At 72.8% G+C, this 22,798-nt stretch carries 21 protein-coding genes; 10 read left to right on the forward strand and 11 right to left on the reverse strand.

The window, feature by feature from the left end:
- Positions 1–32: 32 nt before the first annotated feature.
- The 4 genes from HNR73_RS01055 to HNR73_RS01070 all read right to left on the reverse strand — a co-directional run bounded on the left by HNR73_RS01055 (position 33) and on the right by HNR73_RS01070 (position 3,452).
- Positions 33–1,322 carry a glycosyltransferase family 4 protein gene (locus HNR73_RS01055; RefSeq protein ID WP_239122242.1) on the reverse strand — a complete coding sequence of 430 codons (1,290 nt, stop codon included), beginning with the start codon at positions 1,320–1,322 and terminating at the stop codon, positions 33–35.
- Between the two features lie 76 nt (positions 1,323–1,398).
- Positions 1,399–2,487: an aminoglycoside phosphotransferase family protein gene (locus HNR73_RS01060; RefSeq protein WP_184785282.1), complete on the reverse strand. Its 1,089-nt coding sequence runs from the start codon at positions 2,485–2,487 to the stop codon at positions 1,399–1,401.
- Between the two features lie 3 nt (positions 2,488–2,490).
- Positions 2,491–2,805: a PLD nuclease N-terminal domain-containing protein gene (locus HNR73_RS01065; protein WP_184785283.1), complete on the reverse strand. Its 315-nt coding sequence runs from the start codon at positions 2,803–2,805 to the stop codon at positions 2,491–2,493.
- Positions 2,802–3,452, reverse strand: coding sequence for a dTMP kinase (locus tag HNR73_RS01070; RefSeq protein WP_184785284.1), 651 nt, complete (start codon positions 3,450–3,452; stop codon positions 2,802–2,804). The genes HNR73_RS01065 and HNR73_RS01070 overlap by 4 nt, the downstream gene beginning before the upstream one ends.
- Before the next feature lie 1,528 nt (positions 3,453–4,980).
- Between HNR73_RS01070 and HNR73_RS01075 the strand changes: the two genes are divergently transcribed.
- The 3 genes from HNR73_RS01075 to HNR73_RS01085 all read left to right on the forward strand — a co-directional run bounded on the left by HNR73_RS01075 (position 4,981) and on the right by HNR73_RS01085 (position 7,443).
- The gene (locus HNR73_RS01075) at positions 4,981–5,760 is read left to right on the forward strand and encodes an electron transfer flavoprotein subunit beta/FixA family protein (RefSeq protein ID WP_184785285.1); all 780 of its coding nucleotides are present in this window, start codon (positions 4,981–4,983) and stop codon (positions 5,758–5,760) included.
- Positions 5,761–5,778: 18 nt separating this feature from the next.
- Positions 5,779–6,735, forward strand: a complete 957-nt coding sequence (locus tag HNR73_RS01080) for an electron transfer flavoprotein subunit alpha/FixB family protein (RefSeq protein WP_184785286.1) — start codon at positions 5,779–5,781, stop codon at positions 6,733–6,735.
- Positions 6,736–6,837: 102 nt separating this feature from the next.
- On the forward strand, positions 6,838–7,443 hold the full coding sequence (locus HNR73_RS01085) for a biotin transporter BioY (RefSeq protein WP_184785287.1): 606 nt from the start codon (positions 6,838–6,840) through the stop codon (positions 7,441–7,443).
- A 175-nt stretch (positions 7,444–7,618) separates the two neighbouring features.
- Here the strand turns inward: HNR73_RS01085 and HNR73_RS01090 are convergent, their stop codons facing one another.
- Together HNR73_RS01090 and HNR73_RS01095 are read right to left on the reverse strand one after the other, a co-directional pair.
- Positions 7,619–8,833 (reverse strand): M23 family metallopeptidase, encoded by a 1,215-nt coding sequence (locus HNR73_RS01090; protein ID WP_184785288.1) that lies wholly within the window; start codon positions 8,831–8,833, stop codon positions 7,619–7,621.
- Between the two features lie 236 nt (positions 8,834–9,069).
- Entirely contained in the window at positions 9,070–10,008 is a 939-nt protein-coding gene (locus HNR73_RS01095) for a hypothetical protein (RefSeq protein WP_184785289.1), read from the reverse strand.
- A 106-nt stretch (positions 10,009–10,114) separates the two neighbouring features.
- Here HNR73_RS01095 and HNR73_RS01100 point away from each other — a divergent pair, with 106 nt between their 5' ends.
- The 3 genes from HNR73_RS01100 to HNR73_RS01110 are packed head-to-tail and all read left to right on the forward strand — an operon-like array spanning position 10,115 to position 13,390.
- A complete protein-coding gene (locus HNR73_RS01100) occupies positions 10,115–11,278 on the forward strand; it encodes a cysteine desulfurase family protein (protein WP_184785290.1) in 1,164 nt (387 codons plus the stop codon).
- Between the two features lie 47 nt (positions 11,279–11,325).
- Positions 11,326–12,408, forward strand: a complete 1,083-nt coding sequence (gene mnmA / locus HNR73_RS01105; RefSeq protein ID WP_184785707.1) for a tRNA 2-thiouridine(34) synthase MnmA — start codon at positions 11,326–11,328, stop codon at positions 12,406–12,408.
- Complete coding sequence (locus HNR73_RS01110) at positions 12,401–13,390, forward strand: uroporphyrinogen decarboxylase/cobalamine-independent methonine synthase family protein (protein WP_184785291.1); 990 nt, start codon at positions 12,401–12,403, stop codon at positions 13,388–13,390. Before mnmA ends, HNR73_RS01110 begins: the two co-directional genes overlap by 8 nt.
- Before the next feature lie 297 nt (positions 13,391–13,687).
- Here the strand turns inward: HNR73_RS01110 and HNR73_RS01115 are convergent, their stop codons facing one another.
- Complete coding sequence (locus HNR73_RS01115; RefSeq protein ID WP_184785292.1) at positions 13,688–14,764, reverse strand: tetratricopeptide repeat protein; 1,077 nt, start codon at positions 14,762–14,764, stop codon at positions 13,688–13,690.
- Positions 14,765–14,808: 44 nt separating this feature from the next.
- Here HNR73_RS01115 and HNR73_RS01120 point away from each other — a divergent pair, with 44 nt between their 5' ends.
- Entirely contained in the window at positions 14,809–14,991 is a 183-nt protein-coding gene (locus HNR73_RS01120) for a hypothetical protein (RefSeq protein WP_184785293.1), read from the forward strand.
- Here HNR73_RS01120 and HNR73_RS01125 read toward each other — a convergent pair.
- From HNR73_RS01125 to HNR73_RS01135, 3 genes are read right to left on the reverse strand one after another with little or no spacing between them, the layout of a single operon-like run.
- Positions 14,988–15,968 (reverse strand): DNA glycosylase AlkZ-like family protein, encoded by a 981-nt coding sequence (locus HNR73_RS01125; RefSeq protein WP_184785294.1) that lies wholly within the window; start codon positions 15,966–15,968, stop codon positions 14,988–14,990. The genes HNR73_RS01120 and HNR73_RS01125 overlap by 4 nt on opposite strands.
- Complete coding sequence (locus tag HNR73_RS01130) at positions 15,965–17,440, reverse strand: nitrilase-related carbon-nitrogen hydrolase (RefSeq protein WP_184785295.1); 1,476 nt, start codon at positions 17,438–17,440, stop codon at positions 15,965–15,967. The genes HNR73_RS01125 and HNR73_RS01130 overlap by 4 nt, the downstream gene beginning before the upstream one ends.
- Positions 17,424–17,993: a TetR/AcrR family transcriptional regulator gene (locus tag HNR73_RS01135; protein ID WP_184785296.1), complete on the reverse strand. Its 570-nt coding sequence runs from the start codon at positions 17,991–17,993 to the stop codon at positions 17,424–17,426. Before HNR73_RS01135 ends, HNR73_RS01130 begins: the two co-directional genes overlap by 17 nt.
- Positions 17,994–18,128: 135 nt before the next feature.
- Between HNR73_RS01135 and HNR73_RS01140 the strand changes: the two genes are divergently transcribed.
- The 3 genes from HNR73_RS01140 to HNR73_RS01150 are packed head-to-tail and all read left to right on the forward strand — an operon-like array spanning position 18,129 to position 20,990.
- Complete coding sequence (locus HNR73_RS01140; RefSeq protein ID WP_184785297.1) at positions 18,129–19,010, forward strand: DMT family transporter; 882 nt, start codon at positions 18,129–18,131, stop codon at positions 19,008–19,010.
- Complete coding sequence (locus HNR73_RS01145) at positions 18,991–20,229, forward strand: glycosyltransferase (RefSeq protein ID WP_184785298.1); 1,239 nt, start codon at positions 18,991–18,993, stop codon at positions 20,227–20,229. The genes HNR73_RS01140 and HNR73_RS01145 overlap by 20 nt, the downstream gene beginning before the upstream one ends.
- A complete protein-coding gene (locus tag HNR73_RS01150) occupies positions 20,226–20,990 on the forward strand; it encodes a DUF998 domain-containing protein (protein ID WP_184785299.1) in 765 nt (254 codons plus the stop codon). The genes HNR73_RS01145 and HNR73_RS01150 overlap by 4 nt, the downstream gene beginning before the upstream one ends.
- Here the strand turns inward: HNR73_RS01150 and HNR73_RS01155 are convergent.
- A complete protein-coding gene (locus tag HNR73_RS01155) occupies positions 20,977–22,794 on the reverse strand; it encodes an RNB domain-containing ribonuclease (RefSeq protein WP_184785300.1) in 1,818 nt (605 codons plus the stop codon). The two genes, HNR73_RS01150 and HNR73_RS01155, sit on opposite strands and share 14 nt — an antisense overlap.
- Positions 22,795–22,798: the final 4 nt, after the last annotated feature.

The raw sequence follows: 22,798 nt of genomic DNA on the forward strand, positions 1-22,798 counted from the left end.
GTCTAGGGAAACTTCACCGCCGAAGGAAAGTACTAGGCGTCGCGCAGCAGCAGGTTTCCCTCGGGGATGACCATCGAGGGCCGTGCCGCGACCGCGGCCTGCCGCAGGCGCAGCGCGCGTTCCTCGTCGATGGCCCGGGCATAGGCGCCGACGGTCTCGGCGGCGATGTCCTCCCAGCCGAAGCGCTCGTCGACCATCGCGCGGGCGGCGGTGGTCAGGCGGCGGGTGAGCAGCTCGTCGGTGAGGACGGTCGAGACGGCGTCGGTCAGGGCCGCCACGTCGCCCGGCGGGAAGGACACGCCGGTGACGCCCGACTCGACGATCTCGCCGAGCCCGCCGACGTCGGAGGCGACGACGGCGGTGCCCGCCGCCGCGGCCTCCAGGGCGACGAGCCCGAAGGGCTCGTAGCGGCTGGGGACGACCAGGCAGTCGGCGGCGGCGTAGAGGGCGGGCAGGTCGTGCCCGCCGACGAAGCCGATGAAGTCGACGGTCTCGTCGGCGTCGGCCTTCACCGCGTGGGCCTTGAGGTCCTCGGCGTGCGGGCCGTCGCCGGCGATGACGACGCGCAGGCCCGGATGCCGCTCACGCAGCACCGGCACGGCGTCGAGGAGGTCCTGGACGCCCTTCTCGAAGACCAGGCGGCCCGCGTAGAGGACCATCGGGCCGCGGGGCGCGTACTTCTCGCGAAGTGCCTTCACCGCGGCCGGGGCCGCCGCGAACGCCGCCGGGTCGACGCCGTTGTGGACCACCTGCGTCTTGGCGGCGGGAAGCTCGAAGAGACGGCTGACCTCCCAGCGCATGTCCGCGGAGCAGACGAGGACGCGGCGGGCCTCGTAGGTGAGCCACCACTCGATGGAGTGGATGCAGCGGTTCAGGTCGGCGGGCAGCCAGCCTCGATGACGCCCCGCCTCGGTCGAGTGCACCGTCGCGACCAGGGGCGCGCGCAGATGGTGCTTGAGCGTGACGGCGGCATGGTTCACGAGCCAGTCGTGGGCGTGCACGACGTCGTACTCCCCGCCGGCGACGAGCGCCGCGCGCACGAGAGCGTGATTGAGCGACATGGTCCACGCCAGAAGCGACTCGGTGGCGAGCGTCAGCAACGGCGGATCCTGCGGCGCCCGAACGATCCGGACACCGTCGACGACCTCGTCCAGCGCGGCCGGACTCCCGTCGGCGTGCTCCCCGTAGCGCGTCACGACGGTGACCTCGTGCCCCCCGCGCGCCAGCGCGGTGGCCAGGGCGTGCACGTGGCGGCCGAGACCGCCGACGAGGACGGGCGGGTACTCCCAGGAGAACATGAGGATCTTCAGTGAGCTGCGCACGGGCGGATTGTCGCAGAAAGCTACTCGTGGGTATGCGGCGGTGTGGGGAATGGGCGCCCTCCGGCCCGGCGTACCGCTACCGGAACGCCGGATACCCGCCCTCCCCGCCCCACACCCCCCACCGCTGGCGCAACGCCCCCTCCAGCTCGCCGAACCACGCCGCCAAGCCCGGCAGCGGCGCCCCCACCGGTCCGGCGGCGACGGCGAGCTGGTCGAGCAGCTGGCCGCGTCGGCGGAAGCCCATGGGATGCGGGACGACGGCGGCGTCGAGTCTCGGGAGGCGCACGGCACGCAGCACGACCCAGGCGGCGCAGCCGACGGCCATGTCGAACTCGTCGGCGTCGAAGACCTCGCGGTAGGCGGCCACGACGTCGGCCGTGACGTCCGCCGGGAGCGTCGACCAGCAGGCGCAGGCAGGGAAGGGCAGGAGGAGCGAGGCCAGGTCGAGGGCCGTGTGGCGGAAGGCGGCGCCGTCGAAGTCGAGGAGGCGGACACGGCCGTCGGCGCCGATCCGGCAGTTCTGCGGGCAGGCGTCGCCGTTGCTGAAGGCGAGGCGCTCGCCGGGGTCGGCGAGCGCGGCCATGACGCGCGACCAGTCGGCCTCGGCGTCGGCTCCGGGGCGGGGGAGGTCGCCGAGGTGGACGTTGAGCTTCCGCCAGCTCTCCGGCAGGCGGTGGCGCGCCAGGCTCGTCCGGTCGAAGGACGGGTCCCCGTCGCCGCGGATCGCGTAGTACTCGCCGTCGCGGCCGACGGTGTCGGCGTGCATGCGGCCGAGCGCGAGCGCGAAGGCGCGCAGCCCGTCGGCGGCGGCGTCCGGGTCGTCGCCGAGAAGGAGCAGGTCAAGCGAGGTGCCCGCGCCGAGGTCTTCCATGACGACGAGGTCGGCGGTGGCGCCGAGGAGGTTCGGGCCGTGCCCGCCGCCGACGCGGCTCAGGAACGCCAGCGCCGCCGCCTCGTTGCGCAGGTACGTGGAGGCGCTGAGGTCGTCGCCGCGATGCGTCTTGACCACGGCCGTGCCGGGTGGCCCGTCGAGTCGGACCCGCCACAGGTGGGCGTGGTCCTCCGACCAGCGCCCGCCGACGTCGCGGCCGGTCAGTGGTTCGGCGGCGGTCACCCGCACGGGCGTCGCGAGGGAGAGGAGTTCGCCGACGGCGTCGTGATCCACCCGCTACTTCCCCCCGTCTTCCTCCTTCTTCTTCAGTTTCCGCGCGAGTTCCGCCAGGAACTCCGGGTCGTCGTCGGGGGCCTTCTGCCCGCCGCTCGCCGCGGGCGGCGGCAGGTGCGGGCCGGGCCGCGTTTCGGCGCGCGGGCGGCCTGTCGCGAACCACATGACGGCGCCGACGACGGGCACCAGCAGGATCGCGAGTGCCCAGGCGAAGCGGGGCAGGCGCCGTGGGGGGCGTTCGCCGCCGAGGCAGTCGGCGAGCGCCGAGATGACCAGTACGACGTAGATGATGAACAGAACGAGCAGACCGCGGATCACCGGTCGTCACCACCTTCGTCGGTGTCGGGGAACTCCACACCGAGTTCGCCGCCTGCCAACAGTTTGTCAACCCACGCGTCGATGCGCACGCTCACCTCGTCGGCGGTTCCGGTGGCGTCGACGAAGGTGAAGTCGCGCGACTCGGGTAGTTCGCGGTAGGCGGCGTCGAGGGCGCGGAGACGGTCGACGGGTTCGTCGTCGATGCCGCGGACGGCGACGCGCTCGCTGGCCAGCTCCGGTGGCATTTCGAGGAAGAGGGTGAGTGCGGGCCGGGGGATGCCGTTCATGGCCTTGCGCACCCATGGTTCGACTTCGGGGCAGAGCATGCGGGTGCGGGCGTATTGGCAGTAGCTGTAGCGGTCGGCGATGAGCAGGTCGGAGCGGAGGCTCCAGCTGAGGTTGAGTCTTCTCATGGCGGCTTCGGCGCGCATGGCGGTGCGGGGGCCGAGCAGGGCGACGGAGTCTCCCCGGCCGAGTCGTTTGGCGACGTTGGACAGGACACGGCGGCCGCTTGCGGCAAGGTGGTAGTCGGCGGGGATCCCACGCTCGACCAGCCGGCTGGTCAGCCGACGCGCCTGCGTGGTTTTCCCGGCGCCGTCGATACCGACAAGAGCGATGACGGCCCCTGGGGGCTGGGAGTCGTCCACCTGTTAAAGGGTAGAGCCTCCGCGCGCCCCGCTCGAATATCGCGGAGGGGCACGGTCGGCGGGCTGGGGGTGGGGGCGCTTCGGGGTGCCGTGGTGGCTGTGGGGACGGCGACGGCGGGCCGCGCTGTGAGCGCGGACACGTGTCGCGGCTTCGGCGCGGCGGGTACCGGGCGCGCAGCCCGCAGCCCACGCCGTGCGCGTGAGTACGGGTCGCGGCTCCCGCGCGCCGGGGCTACGGCTTCGCCGGTGCTCCCTGGCGGGAAGAGAGCGCGGATGGCGTGCCGCAGCCACGCGTGAGGGCGAACACTCCTCGCGGCTTTCGGGCGCCGTGGACGCGGCGCAGTCGCTCCGCCAGGGGCGAGTCTCGCCCGCCCGCCCGCCGACGCCGGGGACCCGGCATGGGCGGCGGGTGCAGGCCACACCGGGCCCAGGCTTCGCCGGGGTGGACCGGGGGTTGGCTCGTGAGCGTGAGTCTCGCTTCGCTCGCCCACCCAGGCCGGGAACCCGGCCGCGTTTCCGCACCCGCGCCGGGGACCCGGCACCGGCGGCGGGCCGCAGCCCGATCCCATGCCTGGCAGGCGGTTTCGTTCGCGCCGCCCAAACCAGCACAGGCTCTTAAAACCTCACCCACCCAAGGCCGGGAACCCAGACACGGCCCCCGCGAGCGCGAGCTCCACTGCACGACCCACGCACGCCGGGAACCCGGCCGCAGCGCCTCCTCGATCGGCGAGTCTCGCTCCGCTCGCTCGCCCAACACCGGGAGTCCCACCGCAGTGGCTCCGCCAGGGGCGAGCCTCGCTTCGCTCGCCCGCCCGCGCCGGGAACCCGGCCGCGTTTCCGCATCCTGGCCGGGGACCCGGCACCGGCGGCGGGCCGCAGCCCGATCCCATACCCCTCAGGCGGTCTCGTTCGCGCCGCCCAAACAAACACAGGCCCTTAAAACCTCACCCACCCAAGACCGGGAACCCGGCCGCAGCCCTCCCGCCAGGAGCGAGCCTCGCTTCGCTCGCCCACCCACGCCGGGAACTCAGCCGCGTTTCCGCACCCGCGCCGGGGACCCGGCACCGGCGGCGGGCCGCAGCCCGATCCCATACCCGCAAGGCGGTCTCGTTCGCGCCGCCCAAACAAGCACAGGCCCTTCAAGTTCACCCACCAACACCGGGAACCCAAGTCACCGGCCCGCCAAGCGCGAGCGGCGCTTCGCCTGCCGCCAGCGCCTGTGACGCGGCCTCGTGAGCGCGAGTCTCGCCCGCCCAAGCCAGGAACCCAGGGCGCGGCCCCGCGAGCGCGAGTCCTCGCTCGCCCCCGCCCACCGGGAACCCGGCCGCACCCCCCCCGCCTTCAACACAAGCTCGCTTCGCTCGCGAGCGCGAGTCCTCGCTTCGCCCTCACCCCGCCACACCTACTCGCCAGTAACTTCCCGGGTAGCATGATGTCCCTGACCCGGTGTGCCACTCTCGGTCAGTCCGCGCGAGGATGGGCACTGAACGATCGCTAAGTAGGCTGAATTCAGGAGGTATCCGGCTCGATGAACATCGTTGTCCTGGTCAAGCAGGTACCGGACTCCGGCGCTGAGCGTTCGCTCGCCGGTGACGGGAACACCGTGGATCGCACCGGTGGCACCAACGTCATCAACGAAATGGACGAATACGCCATCGAGGAGGCCCTGCGCCTCAAGGACGAGACCGGCGGGCAGGTGACTCTCCTCACCGTCGGCCCCGACCACGCGCTCGAATCGGTCCGTAAGGCCCTGTCCATGGGCCCCGACGCCGCCGTTCATGTCAGCGACGAGGCGATCGCCGGCTCCGACGCGCTCGGCACCGCCAAGGTCCTGGCCGCCGCGCTCGGCACGCTTGAGTACGACCTGATCCTCTCCGGCGCCGAGTCCACCGACGGCGGTGTGCAGGTCATGCCGCACATGCTGGCCGAGCTGCTGGACATCGCCGCCCTCACCGGCGCGCGCAAGCTCACCGCCGACGGCGACGGCTTCCTCGTCGAGCGCCAGACCGAGGACGGCTACGAGGTCGTCCGCGCCTCCGGCAAGGCCATCGTGTCCGTCTGGGACACGATCAACACCCCGCGCTACCCGTCCCTCAAGGGGATCATGGCGGCCAAGCGCAAGCCCGTCACCGCCGTGACGCTCGCCGAGCTGGGTGTGCCGGCCGGCGAGGTGGGCGCCGCCGGCGCCGCCACCACCGTGCTGTCGGCCGAACCGCGTCCCGTGCGCGGTGCCGGTCAGCGCGTCGAGGACACCGGGGACGGCGGCGAGAAGCTCGTCGAATACCTGGCCGCCGAGAAGTTCGTGTAGGGAAGAGGGAAGAGCGATATGGCTGAGGTTTTCGTCGTAGTCGACGCACAAGGTGACACCGTCCGCAAGGTCACCCTCGAAATGCTGACCATGGCCCGTGCCCTCGGCGAGCCGTCCGCGATCGTGCTGGGCGCCCCCGGCACCGCGGCACCGCTCGTGGAGACCCTCGGGCAGTACGGCGCGCAGAAGGTCTACACCGCCGAACACGCCGACCTTGCCGACTACCTGGTCGCCGGCAAGGCCGAGGTGCTCGCCGGACTGGTCGCCGAGAAGTCGCCGGCCGCCGTGCTCCTGTCCAGCGGACAGGAAGGCAAGGAGATCGCCGGCCGTCTCGCGGTCAAGCTCGGCAACGGCCTGCTCACCGACGTGTCCGGCCTCGAAGCCGACGGCACCGCGACGCAGAACGTCTTCGCCGGCTCGTGGATCGTCAAGTCCCAGGTCACCAAGGGGATCCCGCTGGTGACCGTGCGACCGAACTCGCTGACCCCGGAGGCGGCCGCGGCCACCCCCGAGCAGGTCGCCGTCGAGGTCGCGGTGTCCGACAAGGCCAAGAAGGTCGCCGTCGTCGAGCGCGTCGCCGAGCAGAAGGGCAGCCGCCCCGAGCTCACCGAGGCGTCCATCGTCGTCTCCGGCGGCCGCGGTGTCGGCAGTTCGGAGAACTTCGCGCTCGTCGAGGAGCTCGCCGACCTGCTGGGCGGTGCCGTCGGTGCCTCCCGCGCGGCCACCGACGCCGGTTTCTACCCGCACAAGTTCCAGGTCGGCCAGACCGGCTCGACCGTCTCCCCGCAGCTGTACATCGCCCTCGGCATCTCCGGCGCGATCCAGCACCGGGCGGGCATGCAGACCGCGAAGACCATCGTCGCGGTCAACAAGGACGACGAGGCGCCGATCTTCGAGCTCGCCGACTTCGGTGTCGTCGGGGACCTCTTCAAGGTCGTTCCCCAGGCCGTCGAGGGCATTAAGCAGCGCCGGTAACCCCGCCGCTGACGGCTTTTGATCTACCCGCGAGGGGTGCGCTATCTTGAGCGCACCCCTTGTTTTGTAGGGACTCACCAATAAGCATTGGAGGAGTGCCGCATGGCCACTCAGTCCGCAGTGGTCGGCCGCCGGGTGCTGGCCGACCTCATCCCCGCCTCCGCGAAGGCGACCACCCTCGCCCGCGACCCGGTGCTCGTTCTCGGCGGCGCCGGGCTCGTCGGGCTCTCCGCCCAGGTCGCCGTCGAGATCCCCGCGATCTCCCCGGTCCCCTTCGTGGCCACGACGCTCACCGCCCTCCTCCTCGGCGCCGCCTACGGCCCGGTGCGCGCCGCCCTGACCTTCTCGCTGTACCTGCTCGCGGGCATGGCGGGCGTCCCCTGGTTCACCGACGGGAACTCCGGCACCGGCATCGCCTCCCTCGGTTACGTCATCGGCTTCCTCGCCGCCGGCGTCGTCGTCGGCGAACTCGCCCGGCGCGGCGGCGACCGCACGCCACTGCGCACCATCGGCACGATGATCGTCGGCAACCTGGCCATCTACGCCTTCGGCGTGCCCTACCTGATCGCCGCGACGGGGATGAGCCTGTCCGACGGCCTCTACAAGGGGGCCGCGGTGTTCCTCGTCGGCGACCTCATCAAGCTCGCCATCGCCGCCGCGCTGCTGCCCGGCGCGTGGGCCCTGGTGAAGAAGTTCCGCGACGCGTAGAAGCCCTGCTCGTTCGGGCGGCGCGAACGAAACCGTCCGACGGGCATGGGATCGGGCTCGGCCCGCCGCCGGTGCCGGGTTCCCGGCGTAGGCGGACGAAGCGAGACCCGCCCCCACGGCATGGCGACAAGCCGTGGGGGCGGGCGCTATTCTCTGGCGGCGCGAACGAAACCGCCTAACACGCCGGTACGACGGGACTGTCGCTCCCGGTGTCGACCCAGGCGTCGGACACGTAGTTCCCGTCCGGCAGCCGGTCCCAGACCGTGCTCGTGTTGTTCCACGGCCCCGTCATCGAGTCGCCGTTGACGTAGCAGACCAGTGTCACCACCTCACCGCTCGGCGCCGCCCGCACCACCGTCGCGTTCGCCCGCGGCCCGGTGCGGATGTTGACCGTCCCGTTCGGGTTGTGGACCGGAGCCTGCACACCCGTCCCGGGCGTGCCGGGACCGTAGTTGGTCAGGCAGCAGTCGGAGTTGTACAACCGCGTCGACCCGCGCACGGCGTAACCCTGGTAGGCCTGCGACTGCGCGTACCAGGTCCAGCCGCCGATCTCCTTGCCGTTGACGCCGACCGCCGTGTTCCCCTGCCACAGCGTCCAGTGCACGTGATCGCCGTTGGCGCGGCCGCCGCACGGCAGCTGCTCGCCGATCTCACCGATGTAGGCGCCCATCGCGACCTGGGAACCGTCGGCGACGGTGGTCTGGTTGTAGGTGTGGTAGTAACCGGTCGTCCAGCCGTTGTCGTGGATGACCTTGATGTACGGCGTGCTCGTCCCGCAGAAGCGGTACAGCCGGCCCGACTGCGCCGCCCGCACGGAACGGTCGCCGCCGTAGAAGTCGATCGCGTTGTACGGCGTCGACGTGCCCGAGTCGCCGTGCACGCCCCAATGCCGCCAGCTGCCGCCGTTGGCCTTCCACGGCAGTGCCAGACCGGTCGCGGCCAGCGTCGTGGCGCCCTGCGGAACCGAGGTCGCCGCGAGCGTCGCGCGTTCGCCGTCGCCCATGATCTCGGCGGGGGCCTCGCCCGCGGCCCGGGCGAACTCGGGGGAGCCTTCGAGCGCGACCTGCCAGCGCCCGTTCACGCGGTGCCCGAAGAACAGGGCGGTGACCGGTCCACTGTGGGTGGTCGACGGGACCTTGAAGGCCGCGCCGCCGAAGACCCAGGAGCCGTCGGCCGAGGTGCGGTTCGACTCCACGAGCGCCGACAGCGGCGCGGCGGGGGCCAGTTCGTAGATGTCGCGCGCCTCGGCGCCCTTGGCGGCCGACAGGGCGTCGGTCACCGTGCGGTCGAGGCTCGGGGCGGCCTCGGCGGGACCGGCGAAGGCGACCGTGGCGGCCGCCGTCGCGAAGGCGAGGCAGGCGGTTAAGAGTGGCCGGAGTTTGCGTTTCATGATGTCGCTCCTGATGCCGGGAGGGGGTGGGCTGGAAGTGATCGAGACGCTAGACCACCAGCTCAGCAGGACACCAGGTAAAGAAATTCACCTAACCCGCGATCTTCGCCGGAGCGTGCGGAAGCGGGCATGGTGAAGGCGTGTGCCCGCGTGGCGGGCACACGCTCCGACGTGACTATGGGCATTCAGCGTCCCGGCCGGCGGCCGGGACGCCTTGCCATTTGTGGCCGGCCCGGTTAGGGCCAGTCCCAGCCGATGCCGATGGCGCCGGGCTGCACGTTCGTCTCCACCAGCTGGACGGTGTGCCGTGCCGACAGCGCCAGGTCGCCGGTCTCGTGCCGGTTCTTGGCGAGCTTCGCCTGCGCGAAGCTGTAGCACCGGGCGGGCAGGGCCGCCGGATCGAAGCGGACCTGCAGGATGAACTGGTCGACGGGCGCGCGGAAGCCCCGGCCGTGGCCGGTGGTCTCCGCGGTGGCGTCGTTGACCTCGTAGCTGAACAGATGGGTCTCGCCTTCGGCGAGGTGCTGGCCGAACATCAGCTCGGCGAGCAGGATGGGTCGCTGATCGTGCCGAACCACACGGCCGATCTCGCAGTCGCGTCCCGCCAGGACGCGGACCCGGTCGATCTCGCAGCCCGGGTCTCCCCGGTAGGCCGCGACGTAACGGTCGATGCCGCCGCGCCTGGCCCGGACCAGGAGGGCGGTGACGAGTCGGGACTCCCTGCGTTCGGCGTCGATGTAGACGGTGACCTGTTCGCTCAGGACGTCCACCCGGTGTTCCCGGGCGGCGGGGAACTCGTCGCACAGCTCGCGCATGGCCGCGCCGCCGCCGAGTACCACTTCCGGCCGCTCACGTTCGGCGCGGATGGTGCGGGGGCCGCGGGCCCGGCGTGGGCCGAGCAGCGAGACGAGTGCGTTCGCCGGGACTCCGAGGATCTCCTCGAGGACCCCGACGGCCGCTATCGAATTGGGTTTCTCCGGTTGCGTTCGGCCGTGCTGCCAGTAGCTGAGACTCGTGGTCGATACTCGCAGCCCGCGTTCGGCCAGCCTGTGTTGCAGGCGGTCAAGACCGAGGCCACGGGCGTCGATGGCGGCCCTCAGGGCCACATGGAACGGACCGTGTCTTAGTACCTCGGCCAGCGGATGTGTCTGGTCGGTTCGTGTTGCCGTCGCCATGGGCAACATCGTGTCCGTTCTGAGGCTCGGGCGCAATCCCCGGCGGCCGTCCCGGCGCCCCGGTTGGCCACGGCCGCCGTTCGCGCCTCGGTAGGCTGTGCATGCCATGGCCTACCTTGATCACGCCGCCACGACCCCGATGCTGCCCGACGCGCTCGAAGCGTATGTGGCGGCAGCCGCGCATCTCGGCAACGCCTCGGCGCTGCACGCGGCGGGCAGGGGCGCGCGGCGCCTCGTCGAGGAGGCGCGCGAGTCGGTGGCCGCCGATCTCGGCGCCCGGCCCAGCGAGGTGATCTTCACCGGGGGCGGTACCGAAAGCGACAACCTCGCAGTTAAGGGCATGTTCTGGGGGCGTGGGGATGCCGAACCGGGTCGGCGGCGGGTGCTGTGCTCCGAGATCGAGCACCACGCGGTACTCGACGCCGTGGAGTGGCTGGAGCGTCACGAAGGGGCCACCGTGAGCTGGCTCCCGGTCGACGCGGCGGGCCGGATCAGGATGGACGTGCTCGCGGGGGTCCTCGCCGAGCACGGCGACGAGATCGCGCTCGTGACGGCGATGTGGGCCAACAACGAGGTCGGCACGGTCCAGCCAATCAGTGAAATGTCGGCCGTGTGCGATGAACAGGGCATACCCCTGCATACCGACGCGATCCAGGCGGTGGGCCAGGTTCCGGTGTCCTTCGCCGACTCGGGCGCGTCGGCGCTGACGGTGACCGGTCACAAGCTCGGCGGGCCCGCCGGTGTCGGCGTTCTCCTACTGGGCCGGGACGTCCCGGTGACCCCGTTGATGCACGGCGGCGGGCAGGAGCGCGACGTGCGCTCGGGCACCCTCGACGTGCCCGGAGTGGTGTCCTTCGCCGCGGCCCTGCGGGTCGCCGTCGCCGAGCAGGCCGCCACCGCCGAACGCCTCACCCTGCTGCGCGACGACCTGATCGCGCGGGTGCGGCACGCCGTCCCCGACGCGATCCTCAACGGCGACCCGGTGAACCGGCTCCCGGGCAACGCCCACCTGTCCTTCCCCGGCTGCGAGGGCGACGCGATCCTCATGCTCCTCGACGCCGCCGGTGTGCAATGCGCCACGGGTTCGGCGTGCAACGCCGGTGTGGCCCAGCCCTCGCACGTGCTGCTCGCGATGGGCGCCGACGAGACCCTCGCGAGGTCCACGCTGCGCTTCAGCCTCGGCCACACCTCCACGCAGGAGGACGTCGACGAGCTCATCGCGGCCCTCCCGACGGCCGTCGAGCGGGCGCGGGCTGCGTCGGCGACATAGGGCATATGGGTGGCGGGCCTTCGGGGACGTAACCTCTACGGGTGAGCATGAAGGTACTGGCCGCCATGTCGGGCGGAGTGGACTCGGCGGTGGCCGCAGCACGTGCGGCCGAGGCCGGGCACGACGTCACCGGCGTGCACCTGGCGTTGTCGCGCAACCCGCAGACCTACCGGACGGGTGCGCGAGGCTGCTGCACCCTGGAGGACTCCCGCGACGCCCGGCGGGCCGCCGACGTCATCGGCATCCCCTTCTACGTGTGGGACATGGCCGAGCGCTTCCACGAGGACGTCGTCGACGACTTCGTCGCCGAGTACGCCGCCGGCCGCACGCCCAACCCGTGCCTGCGCTGCAACGAGAAGATCAAGTTCGCCGCGGTCCTCGACCGGGCCGTCGCGCTGGGCTTCGACGCCGTCGTCACCGGTCACCACGCCCGTATCGACGCCGGTGTGCTGCGCCGGTCGGTGGACATGGGCAAGGACCAGTCCTACGTGCTGGCCGTGCTCAACAGCGAGCAGCTGTCGCGGGCGATCTTCCCGCTGGGTGACATCACCAAGGAGCAGGTCCGCGCCGAGGCCGCCGAGCGCGGCCTCGCCGTCGCCGACAAGCCCGACAGCCACGACATCTGCTTCATCGCCGACGGCGACACCCGCGGCTTCCTCACCGAGCGGATCGGCGCCAAGCCCGGCGACATCGTCGACGGGGAGTCCGGCGAGGTCCTCGGCGAGCACAACGGCGCCTTCGCCTACACCGTCGGGCAGCGGCACGGTCTCGGCCTGACGCGCCCGGCGTCCGACGGGAAGCCAAGGTACGTGCTGTCGATCACGCCGGTGTCGAACACGGTGACCGTCGGGCCGCGCGAGGCCCTTGAGGTCACGATCGTGCGCGGGAAGCGGCCGATCTGGACCGACGGCGTGGCGCGGACCGAGCCGATCGAGTGCGAGGTCCAGCTGCGCGCGCACGGCGAGGTGCACGCGGCGACGCTCGTCGCCGACGGCGACGAGGTCACCGCCCACCTGCGCGCCCCCGCGCGGGGTGTGTCGGCGGGACAGGCCATGGTCGCCTACCTCCCCGACGGTGGTGGCGACGTCGTCCTGGCGAGCGCGACCATCACGGGAGCCGAGCGTGGCTGACCGGCCCGCACTGCCGCCGGGAGCGGCGAGTGGCATCGGTTCCCTGCCGGGCACCGACGTCGTCGAGGCGACCCGGATCGTGCTCGGTGAGCTGCCGGACCTGCCGCATCTGCCCGAACTGCCCGCGCGCGGGCCGGGCGCCGACATCATCGGCCGGTCGGCGGCGCTGCTGGCGGAGTTCCCCGTCGAGCTGTACACCGCCCGCTGGCAGACCTGTGACCGTCCCGGCCGCGATCTGCGCCGGGCGCTCGACTTCCTCGACCGGGACCTCGACACCCTGACCGAGCAGGCCGACGGGTACGCCGGTGTGCTGAAGGTCCAGTCGGCCGGGCCGTGGACGCTCGCCGCGAGCGTCCAGCGGCCGCTCGGCGGCGCCATCCTGCGCGACCCGGGTGCCGTGCGCGACCTCACCGCGTCGCTCACCGAGGGCCTGCGCGAACACGTCGCCGACCTCGCCCGCAGGATCCCCGGCGCCACCGTGATCCTGCAGCTCGACGAGCCCTCGCTGTCCGCCGTGCTCGCCGGTGCCGTCCCGACCGAGTCGGGCCTGGCGCGCTACCGGCCCGTCGAGGCGACCGTCGTCGCCGAACGCCTCCGTGGACTGATCGGCGCACTGCCCGTACCCGTGGTCGTCCACAGCTGCGCGCCGGACGTGCCGGTAGCCCTGCTCGCCGAGACCGGCGCGGCTGGGGTCGCGCTGGACATGTCGCTGCTCGACCTGGACAAGGCCGAGACGCTCGACCCCCTCGGCGAGGCACTCGACGGCGGTTTCTGGCTCTTCGCCGGCAGCGACGCCCGAGACCCCGGCACGGCCGCACGCGAACTGTGGCGACGGCTCGGGCTCACGCCCGCGAAGCTGCCGCAGCAGGTCGTGGTCACGCCGTCGTGCGGTCTGGCCCGGCGGACGCCGGTGGAGGCGCGACGGGCGCTCGACGCCTGCCGTGAGGCGGGGCGGCGGTTGCGGGAGGATCCGGAGGGGTAGGCGCCCCGCGGACGTGAGTGGCGCGGGTGGCACCGGCCGGTCCACTATGGATGCTTCGGGGTGGTGTCGACCGGGGGTGGCTGATGTCGATCGCTCGGACGGAGATGTCCGTCGCGCGGGTGCTGAACGAGGACGGACGGTCGGTGGGCGCGGCGTTCCTCGCGGCTGGTGGACACGTCATCACGTGCGCTCATGTGGCTGTGCGACCTCGCCCGCGCGGATCCCGCGTCCGTCGAGGCACCGGGCACCGCCTTGAGCACGCACTTCGGGAGAATGTACCGGGCCGGATCCGGCCTTCTAGGCGTCTCCCGGAAACGACCTCCCCCGCGGCACCCTCACCCTCCTCCCCATCCCGTCCTCCGGCGCCTTGCCACCGGCCTCCGCCAGCCGCCGCCATCGTCGTGCCCGCCACGACTTCCCGCGTGCCTCGGCCAGCTCCGCCAGCCGGCGAGCCGCCCAGGCGTCCCCGCCCCGGGCGGCGTGCGCCCAGAGCGCCTCGCCGTCGGCGTGACGCCTCAGCCGGTGGTACATCGTCCCCAGGGCGCAGGCCGCGCTGACGCTGCCCGCCGCGGCGGCCGCGCGGAGCAAGGGTTCGGCGTCGGCGTCCTGCCCGGCGTCGGCGAGGCGTTCCCCGAGGGTCGCCTGGGCCTGGGGGAGGCCCGCCGTCACAGCCTTGCGCAGCCACACCGTCGCCATGGCGTCTTCACCGCGTCGCTCGTAGAGCCCGGCGAGGGCGTGCTGGGCTTCGGGCATGCCTTTGCGGGCGGCGAGCAGCCATGGGGGTTCGGCTTTGGCGTGCTCGCCCTTGCGTTCGTAGAACAGGCCGAGGTTGTAGGCGGCTTCCAGGTCGCCGTTCATGGCGGCGTCACGGAAGAGGCTTTCGGCCAGTTCCACGTCGCCGTCGGCGAGGCGCGCCCGGGCGTCGCGGGGGTGGCGGGGAGCGGCGACGGGGTGGGTGCGCAGGTACTTCGCGGCCTCGTCGTCGCCCGCGGCGGCGGCCCTGGTGAACCTGTCGCGGGCCTCCGCGACGTCGCCGCGGTGGTAGGCGCGCACACCGGCCCCGCGCAGGCCGACGGCGCTGCCGTGGTCGGCGGCGTGCCGCCACCAGCGTTCGGCGGCGGCCATGTCGTCGCGGAGTTCGGCGTCGTGGGCGAGGTTCTCGGCAGCGAGGACGGCGCCCGCGTCGACCGCCCGCAGCCACAGCGACCGGGCCGTCTCCATGTCGCCGGCGCCGGCGCGGAGGATGCCGAGATCGTTGAGGCCGTGGGCGTGCCCGAGCGCGGCGGCCTCGGTCAGCAGCCGCTCGTACTCGGCGGCGTCGCCGCGTTTCCCGGCCCGGCGCGCGGCCTCCATGACGGCGTCTCCATCGTCCATCCGTCCATTGTGGCTAGACGGCGGCCCCGAGCGATACCGGTGACATGAACGTGTTGCGCACGCCCTGCGTCAGCGGCCCGCGTTCGGCCTCGCGCACGACGTTCAGCGCGGAGGCGCCGACCGCCGCCGCCAGCCGTTCCGCCGCGGCCTCGATCGCGTCCCAGTGCCTTCCCGCCGCCGCGAACGGCGCCGCCCGGATCGTCAGCCGCTCCGGCAGCCCGTCCTAGTCGCCCTGCCACACACCGGCGGCCTCGCCCTCGGCGAGGATCATCGACGTCGCGTTGCCGACCGGGTCGATGACCTGGCCGTGACGGTCGGGCGCGACGATCCGGCGGCGGTCCTTGTGGCCCATCGGGTAGGCATCCCACATGGGCAGCAGCCGGACGCCGCTGAGTGGCGCCGCGTCCTCCAGTTCGGGCAGGTCGGCCGACAGCACCAGCGCCTCGGCGTCGCCGTCGGGGTACTGGAGCCGGACGGGCGTCGTCTCCCCGGCGAGCGCGGCCAGCGCGGCCTTCGTCTCGCCAGCGGTCCATCCGGCCCACCAGCGCAGGTCCGCCGGTGTCGCCGGGCCGAGGACCGACAGGTAGCGACGGGCCAGATCCGTTCGCGCGGCCGCTTCGCCGAGTTCGGCGACGGGCTCGCCGACCCAGTCGCTCCAGCGCGCGTAGCCGTAGCCGTCGCTGCGCCAGGACCCGCGCGGGCGGGTGCGCACCAGCCGCGTCTCCCGTGTCATGAGCGCCACGACGAGCCGCAGGTGCTCCTCGTCGAGTTCGGCGCGGATCTCGGCCACCGACATGGGTTCGCGACCGGTCATGACGGCCTCGACGCGGTTCGCCGCGGCCTCGTAGTCGGCGTACTCGGCTCCCATCTGCCGCAGGACCGTCGGCACGCCTTTCGGTCCGGGTCTCGCGGCGGCCAGGAACATCGGCAGCTCGCCGACGGGCTGCACGTAGGCCATCTGCCGCTGCGCGCGCAGCCGCACGACGGCGCGGGTGTCGTAGAGCTCGCGGTCGAGGTCGGCGAGGACGAAACCCTCGATCCGCGCGGCGAGCGAGAGGTAGCAGGTGGGGGAGGAGCCGTAGACGCCGCCGGTACCGAGGACGGCTTCGGTGACCGAGGCGAAACCCGGCCCGCCCAGGCCCTGTCGTCGCGCGCCGAAGGCGCGCAGGCGGTCGAGGGTGATGAGCGGGCCGGTCGTCGTCATGTCGGCAGACTAGCGGCGAGTGTGACGGCCGGGCGGGGTCGCCGCGACAGGATGGGGAACAGGCACGCGGCGAGCACGAGCGCGGCGAGCCACGCGAACCAGTCGCCGAGCAGCCCGTACACGGTCGTGGTCCCGGCGGTGTCGACGGAGACGACGATCGCCGTTCCGCCGGATTCGCTGACGCGGCCGTAGGGGTCGCTGATCGTCGCCAATCCCTGTTCGGCGGCGCGGACGACGCTCAGGCCCTGCTCGATGCCGCGCATGGCCGCGCTGCGGCTGTGCAGCCATTCGTCGTAGTCGGCGCCGAAGTCGAGCGCCGGGGCGAGCAGGACGGTCGCGCCGGCGGCACGGTAGTCGGCGGCGAGGCGCGGGAAGTCGAGGTCCTTGCACACGACCAGGCCCCACGGTGTGCCCGGGACGAAGGCCGGTTCCTCGCCGGGGGTGAGCTCGGGTTCGCCCGCCGGGGCGTCGGTCTCCAGGCCGGGGATCATGTGGTGCTTGCGGTAGGCGGTCGGCGTGCCTCCGTCGGCGGGCAGGTGGATCGCGACGTTGTAGGTGGCGCCGTCCTGGCCGAGGGCGGCGCCGACGACGAGGTCGACGCGGGCGTCGACGGCCATCGCGCTCCAGGTCGCGAGGAACTCCGCCGCATCGGTCTCGCGCACCCAGAAGATCTTCTCGGGCAGCACGACGATCTCCGCCCCGGCGTCCGCGACCGCGGGCAGCGCCGCCCGGTAGGCCTCGACGAGCGCCGGCGCTTCCGGTGCCTCGTAAGGCATCACGGGCCAGGGAGCATCGATCGACAGCGCGGCCATCGCCACCGTGTCACGCGGTTCCGGCGCGGTCGCCAGGCGCACGACGCCGTAGCCGACGGGCACGGCGACCAGGACCAGCGCCACGAGCGCGGTCGTTCGCCGCGATCGCCGCGACAGTCCCGGCGCGAGCGTGGCGGCGATCGCCGCGGGCACCAGGAGCACCAGGAAGGTCAGGCCCCACACGCCCGTCACCGACGCGGTCTGCGCGACCGGAGGCAGGTCGGACTGCGTGTAGGCCAGTGACCAGTACGCCCCGTGCGGCATCGCCAGGCTGAACAGGTACTCCAGCGTCACCCACACCGCCGGGACCGACAGCGCGGCGAACACCGGGAGTCCCTTGTGGACGAGAGACCGGAACAGCCAGGCGGCGAGGCCGAACACCAGCGCCGTGCCCACGAAGAGACCGAGCACCAGCGGCACCGGCATGCCGATCTCGCCGGCGTAGTAGGTCCACAGCGGCAGCTGTCCGCCGAGCCAGGCCAGCGCGCCCGCGGCGAAGGCGAGCAGGGGGCCGGTGCGGCTTGCCACGAGCAGCACCGGGAGCGGTGCCAGCCAGGTGATCGCGGCGACGGGCGTCAGCCCCGAACCGAGTGTCCACAGTAGAGCCGAGACGAGGGTCGCGACGGCGGTGGCGGCGAGTCTTCTAGTCGCGGAGTCCATGGAGGATCCTTTCCAGGCTGTGGTGGCACAGCTCCCGGAACTCGCCGTCGGGCAGGCCGATGCGCCCGCCGAGGTGCAGTCCGATGAGTCCGTGCAGGTGAGCGGTGATGGTGAGGCCGACCAGCCACGGGTCGTCGGCGCGCAGGAGCCCGTCGCGCATCTGCGCCTCGACGGCGCGCACCACGAGGTTGAAGGTCGGTGAGCCCCCCGCGCGCAGTTCGCCGAACTCGCGGGCTCCCGGGCGCTGCTCGGTGAACAGGAACGTGTAGATCCGCGGCTCGGCGAGGGCGAAGTCGAGCATGCGGTCGAGGCCGACGGTGAAGGTCCGCCCGGGCGCCTCGTCGGGGAATCCCGACCAGCGCTCGGCGAGCTCGGCGAAGTATCCGTCGGCGAGGTGGGCGAGCAGCGCTTCGCGGCTCGGGTAGTGGCGATAGACGGCCATCGCGGACATGCCGATCTTGCCGCCGATGCGGCGCATGGTGACCGCCGCGCTGCCGTCCTGGCTGAGGAGTTCCTTTGCGGCGTCGGCGATGCGGCTCGCGGTGTCGGTCATGTTTACAGCGTAAACAGATTTCCTCCCGAGCGCCACTTAGGGGTAGATCCGGGATCACCCTTGGGGGGTAAGTCCGGGGTGTGAGGGGGCTTTTCCCCACTGTGCGAAAGCCCTCCGGGCCGCAGGCTCATAGTCATGACCTGGCCCATCCTCAGCGCCCTCGCCGGCGCGTTCTGTCTCGCCTTCGGCGCGGCGCTCCAAGAACGCGTCGCGGTCGGCGCTCCCGAGGGCGGACGCCTGCGGCTCCTGGCGACGCTGGCCCGCAGCCCGCGCTGGATCGCCGGAGCGGCCGCCTCCGTGGCGGGCGTCGGGCTGCACCTGCTCGCGCTGTCCTCGGCGCCGCTGTCGCTGGTGCAGCCGCTCGGCGTCAGCGGGCTCCTCTTCGCCGTCGTGACCGCCGCGTTCCTGGCCCGGCGGCGCGTCCTGGCCGCCGAGGTCACCGGCGCCCTGTTCGTGACGCTCGGCCTCGGCGCGCTCGTCCTGGCCATGCCGCACCGCGCGGAGGCCGAACCCCGTCTCGCCTCCGCCACCGCACTGGCCCTGTGCGCGGTCGCCGCCGGGACCGTCCTCATCGGACTCGCCGTCGCCGGGCGACTCCGTCCCGCCGGGCGCGCCCTGCTGCTGGCCGGTGTCGCGGGGATCTCCTTCGGTGCCGTCTCGGCCTTCGCCCGCGTCCTGGGCGCCGCCGCCAAGGAAGACCCCGGCGCCCTCCTGCACTGGCACACCGCGGCCGCCGCCGGGCTGGCCGTTCTCGGCGGACTCGCCGTCCAGCACGCCTACCGCTCCGGCCGCTTCACGCTCGCCTTCGCCACGCTCCTGCTCGCCGACCCCGTCGCCGCCGCCGCGATCGGCCTCGCCTTCCTCGGCGAGCCCTTCCCGGCCGGAGACCTCGGCCTGGTCTGGCTCCTGTCATCCGCCGCGCTGATCCTGCCCGGCGTCGTCCTGCTCGCCCGCACCCGGCGTCCCGCCGGTTCGGAACTTCCCCAGGGAGAACGCAATGTCGCTGCTCGCGCTTGAACCGATCAACCGCTCACCGGTCCACACCGTCCGCCGCTCCCGCGTCCTCATCGCCACCGACACCTTCATGCCCGACGTGAACGGCGCCGCCTACTTCACCTTCCGCCTGGCCACCGGCCTCGCCGAGCGCGGCAACGACGTGCACGTCGTCTGCCCCTCCGACTTCGGACCATCCACTGTGGATTACCGCGACGGGATCACCGTCCACCGACTGCGATCACGGCCCATCCCGCTCCACCCGGAGATGAGATTCACCGCCCCACTGGGCCTGACCGACACCATCGCCGACCTCATCGACCGCGTCGACCCCGATGTCGTGCACGCCCAGGGCCACTTCACCGTGGGCCGCGCGACCATCCGCGCGGCCCGCCGCACCGGCGTCCCCGTCGTGGCCACCAACCACTTCATGCCCGACAACCTGCTCCACCACATCCCTGTCCCCGCCCGCCTGCGCGACCGCGTCGCCGCCTACGGCTGGCGCGACGCCGCCCGTGTCTTCTCCCGCGCCGACTACGTCACCACCCCCACCGAGATCGCCGCGCGACTGTTCGCCGCCAAGGGCTACACCGGTCACGTCGAAGCCGTCTCCTGCGGCATCGACCTGCACCGGTTCACCCCTGGCCGCGTCGGCCGCCACAGCGCCCGTGAGCGCCTCGGCCTGTCCGACCGCCCGACCATCGCCTTCGTCGGCCGCCTCGACGAGGAGAAGCGCCTCCACGAGGCCGTCGAGGCCGTCGCCGCCCTCCGCCGGTCCGAGGTGGACGTCCAGCTCGTCCTCGCCGGCACCGGCCCCTGCCGCGACCGGCTCGCCGACCGCGCCGCCGAACTCGGCATCGCCGCCGACGTGCGCTTCCCCGGCTTCGTCCCCGACGCCGACCTGCCGCTCGTCTACACCGCCGCCGACGTGTTCGTCATGCCCGGCGTCGCCGAACTCCAGAGCATCGCGACGCTGGAGGCCATGGCCAGCGGCCTGCCCGTCGTGGCCGCCGACGCCGTCGCCCTCCCGCATCTCGTCCGCGACGGCGACAACGGATTCCTGTACCGGCCCGGCGACGTCACCGAGCTGACCGGGCACCTCCGCGCGCTGCTCGCCGACGACCTGGCCCGCCGCCGGATGGGCCACCACAGCCGCTCGATCGCCACCGGGCACGACCACCAGCGCTCGCTCGCCCGCTTCGAGGAGATCTACGCCTCGCTCTCGCTGCGGGTGAACCGATGACCGCCGGAATGTGGGAGACCCGTCCGGTCCCGCGCGTCGCGACCCGGGTCCGCCCGGTCGCGGCTCCGCGAGCCTGGACGGCGCGCGACATCGCCACCTGGGCGCCGCCCCGCGCGGGCATCGCCGCCTGTTTCGTCGCGATGCTCTGCATGGGCTACCTGCACCTCGCCCCCACCCACGTCGACGCGCTCAGCCAGCCGGTGAGCAGTTACGTCGGCGTCGGCGGGGGATGGCTCTTCACGATCGGCGTCACGGCGATGGCCGCGGCCTGCTTCGCGGTCGCGGGGGTCCGGATCGCCATGCGGTGGGCCGGGCTCATGCGGGCCGTGTTCGTCATCGGCGGACTGGCGTTCCTGGCCGCCGCGATCTTCCCCACCGACGTCGGCGACGTGCCGATGACCATGTCGGCGCAGATCCACCGCTACGCGGCGGCGGTCGGCATGGGCGCGATCCCGGTCGGCGGGCTGCTGCTGGCGCTGTGCCTGCCGAAGTCGACGCCGGCCGACGCCGACGAGTACACGCGCAGGTCCACCGGCGTGGCCCGGCGGATCCTGCCACTGGTCGTCATCAGCGCGACCCTGCTGACCATCACCGCGACCGGCACCTTCCTGCCCGACTTCATGCACGGCGGCGACTGGCGCGGCGTCCCGCAGCGGGCGCTGCTGTTCACCGAGATCATCCTGGTGCTGGTCATCGCGTTCCTCGCCCTGGCGCGGGAACGGGCCGCGGCCGGCGGCCGCGACGCGGTCAGCCGCTCGTGACGCTCAAGGTCGCGTCGACCTTGGCGCGCATGTCGGCGGCGGCCTCGGTCTTCGCCGCCTGCTTCGACCCGGCGGTGCCCGTACCGGTCAGCTCGCCGCCCCCTGGCGACAGCACCGCCGACACCGTGCACGTGAACACCGGCTCGTGTGGGGAACCGTCCCGCTCGTACGTGAACCTCAGCCCGGTCAGCACGCCCAGCTGCGCGTACTCGTTGACCGCCATGACCGGATGCCGGTCGGCCGGCACCAGGCGGGTCCGCCCCGGCTGCGCCTGCGGCTCCTCGGCGGCGGCGTCGGCCGAGCGGTCGCCGATGCCCGCCAGCCGCGAGACCAGCGCCAGTGCCGCCTGGGACCGCGCGTCCTTCTTGGACGTCGCGGTCCGCGCGGGTGAGTCGTGGCGCTCCTCGCCGAGCCGCAGCGAGACCCGCGCGGTGAACCTCGGCGCCTGGGCCGTGCCCGTCGGCGACACGTCCCAGCGCACGTGTGACTCCGAGATCGGCCCGCCGATGCGGTCCTGAGCGAAGACGCTCAGACCCGTCACCGCCCGCGAGGGCTCCTCGGCCAGCCAGTCGCCCAGCCGCTCCCGCACCGGCCGCCAGGCCTCGCCGCCGGCGTCGAACAGCACATGGCACACCTCACGCAACGGCAGGTGCCCCACATCGAGCCGCCGGACGATCTCCTCGGCCACGCCCTCCCTCGGCGCCGCCTCGGTCACCGCCAGCTTCAAGATCTTGCGGAAGGTCTCGGCGTCCATCGCCGCGTAGGCCGCGGTGTCGAGCTGGCGCCGGGTCTCCTTGCGCGCCTCGGCCCGGTACCGCTCGGCCGTGCGCAGCCGCCGCTCGCGGATGGCGGCGTTGACCTCCTCACCCAGCGCCGCCAGCTCCTCGAAGCCGTACGGCGGCGCGACACCGTCGGCGGCCGCGAACAGCATCCGCTGCGTCACCAGGTCGGGATAGCGGCGCAACGGCGAGGTCGCGTGGGTGTACGCGGGCAGATTGAGGGCGTAGTGGCCGGTCACCGTCGGCGCGTAGGTCGCCGGCCGCATCAGCATCGCCAGCCGCTTCTCGACCAGATCCCGGTTCCCCGAACTCGCCGCCATCGCGGTGAGATCCTCCAGCAACTCGTCACGGGGAGGCGCCACCGCCGCCGCGCGGTGATTGCGGAACAGGATCGGCACGTCGTGCTCGGCCGCCCAGCCCGCCACCGCCTCGTTCGCCGCGATCATCAGCTCCTGCACGATCACGTACCCGGCGTTGCGCTGCACCCCGCCGAGCCGCACCAGGTTGCCCTCCTCGGTCGTGGCGAAACCCTGCCGAAGGTCGTAGAAGGCCAGCGCGCCGGCCGCGCGTCTGCGCGCCAGCAGCGTGCGCGCCAGGTCATGCGCGTGGGACAGCGTCTCGTGCAGCGGATCCCGCCGCTCCCGCACCGCCGCGGCCGCCTGCGGATAGGTCAGCGCCTTCCCCTCCGCCAGGGTCCCGCGAGCCACCGCCGAGGCGAAGGCCACACCGTGGGCGTCGAAACGCACCGTCACCCGGCAGCTCGGCACCTCCGCGCCCTCCCGCAGCGTCGCGCGCGCCTCGCCGCCGTCGGCGATCATCGGGATGTGCCCGTCGGGCAGATAACGCGTCGTGACCTTCCGGCGGGCCGCCTCGTCGAGCCCGCTTCCCAAGGGCGCCACCGCGTCCACGTCGGCGATGTGCACGGTCAACCGCCAGCCCCCGCCGTCCCGGTCGACCCATATCGCGTCGTCCCGGTCCACCGTGTCGGGGCCGTCGATCATCACACCGCGCTTCTCATCTGCCACGTGC

Origin of the sequence: Phytomonospora endophytica, from assembly GCF_014202425.1 — a bacterium.
GTDB classification, from domain to species: Bacteria; Actinomycetota; Actinomycetes; order Mycobacteriales; family Micromonosporaceae; genus Phytomonospora; species Phytomonospora endophytica.

What these genes read in the sequence shown, in the direction of transcription:
- HNR73_RS01075 (WP_184785285.1), top strand. Translation starts at nt 4,981, where the DNA reads ATGAACATCGTTGTCCTGGTCAAGCAGGTACCGGACTCCGGCGCTGAG.
- HNR73_RS01120 (WP_184785293.1), top strand. Translation starts at nt 14,809, where the DNA reads ATGAACGTGTTGCGCACGCCCTGCGTCAGCGGCCCGCGTTCGGCCTCG.
- HNR73_RS01125 (WP_184785294.1), bottom strand. Translation starts at nt 15,968, where the DNA reads ATGACGACGACCGGCCCGCTCATCACCCTCGACCGCCTGCGCGCCTTC.
- mnmA (WP_184785707.1), top strand. Translation starts at nt 11,326, where the DNA reads ATGAAGGTACTGGCCGCCATGTCGGGCGGAGTGGACTCGGCGGTGGCC.
- HNR73_RS01115 (WP_184785292.1), bottom strand. Translation starts at nt 14,764, where the DNA reads ATGGACGATGGAGACGCCGTCATGGAGGCCGCGCGCCGGGCCGGGAAA.
- HNR73_RS01080 (WP_184785286.1), top strand. Translation starts at nt 5,779, where the DNA reads ATGGCTGAGGTTTTCGTCGTAGTCGACGCACAAGGTGACACCGTCCGC.
- HNR73_RS01095 (WP_184785289.1), bottom strand. Translation starts at nt 10,008, where the DNA reads ATGGCGACGGCAACACGAACCGACCAGACACATCCGCTGGCCGAGGTA.
- HNR73_RS01100 (WP_184785290.1), top strand. Translation starts at nt 10,115, where the DNA reads ATGGCCTACCTTGATCACGCCGCCACGACCCCGATGCTGCCCGACGCG.
- HNR73_RS01085 (WP_184785287.1), top strand. Translation starts at nt 6,838, where the DNA reads ATGGCCACTCAGTCCGCAGTGGTCGGCCGCCGGGTGCTGGCCGACCTC.
- HNR73_RS01090 (WP_184785288.1), bottom strand. Translation starts at nt 8,833, where the DNA reads ATGAAACGCAAACTCCGGCCACTCTTAACCGCCTGCCTCGCCTTCGCG.
- HNR73_RS01135 (WP_184785296.1), bottom strand. Translation starts at nt 17,993, where the DNA reads ATGACCGACACCGCGAGCCGCATCGCCGACGCCGCAAAGGAACTCCTC.
- HNR73_RS01145 (WP_184785298.1), top strand. Translation starts at nt 18,991, where the DNA reads ATGTCGCTGCTCGCGCTTGAACCGATCAACCGCTCACCGGTCCACACC.
- HNR73_RS01150 (WP_184785299.1), top strand. Translation starts at nt 20,226, where the DNA reads ATGACCGCCGGAATGTGGGAGACCCGTCCGGTCCCGCGCGTCGCGACC.
- HNR73_RS01140 (WP_184785297.1), top strand. Translation starts at nt 18,129, where the DNA reads ATGACCTGGCCCATCCTCAGCGCCCTCGCCGGCGCGTTCTGTCTCGCC.
- HNR73_RS01130 (WP_184785295.1), bottom strand. Translation starts at nt 17,440, where the DNA reads ATGGACTCCGCGACTAGAAGACTCGCCGCCACCGCCGTCGCGACCCTC.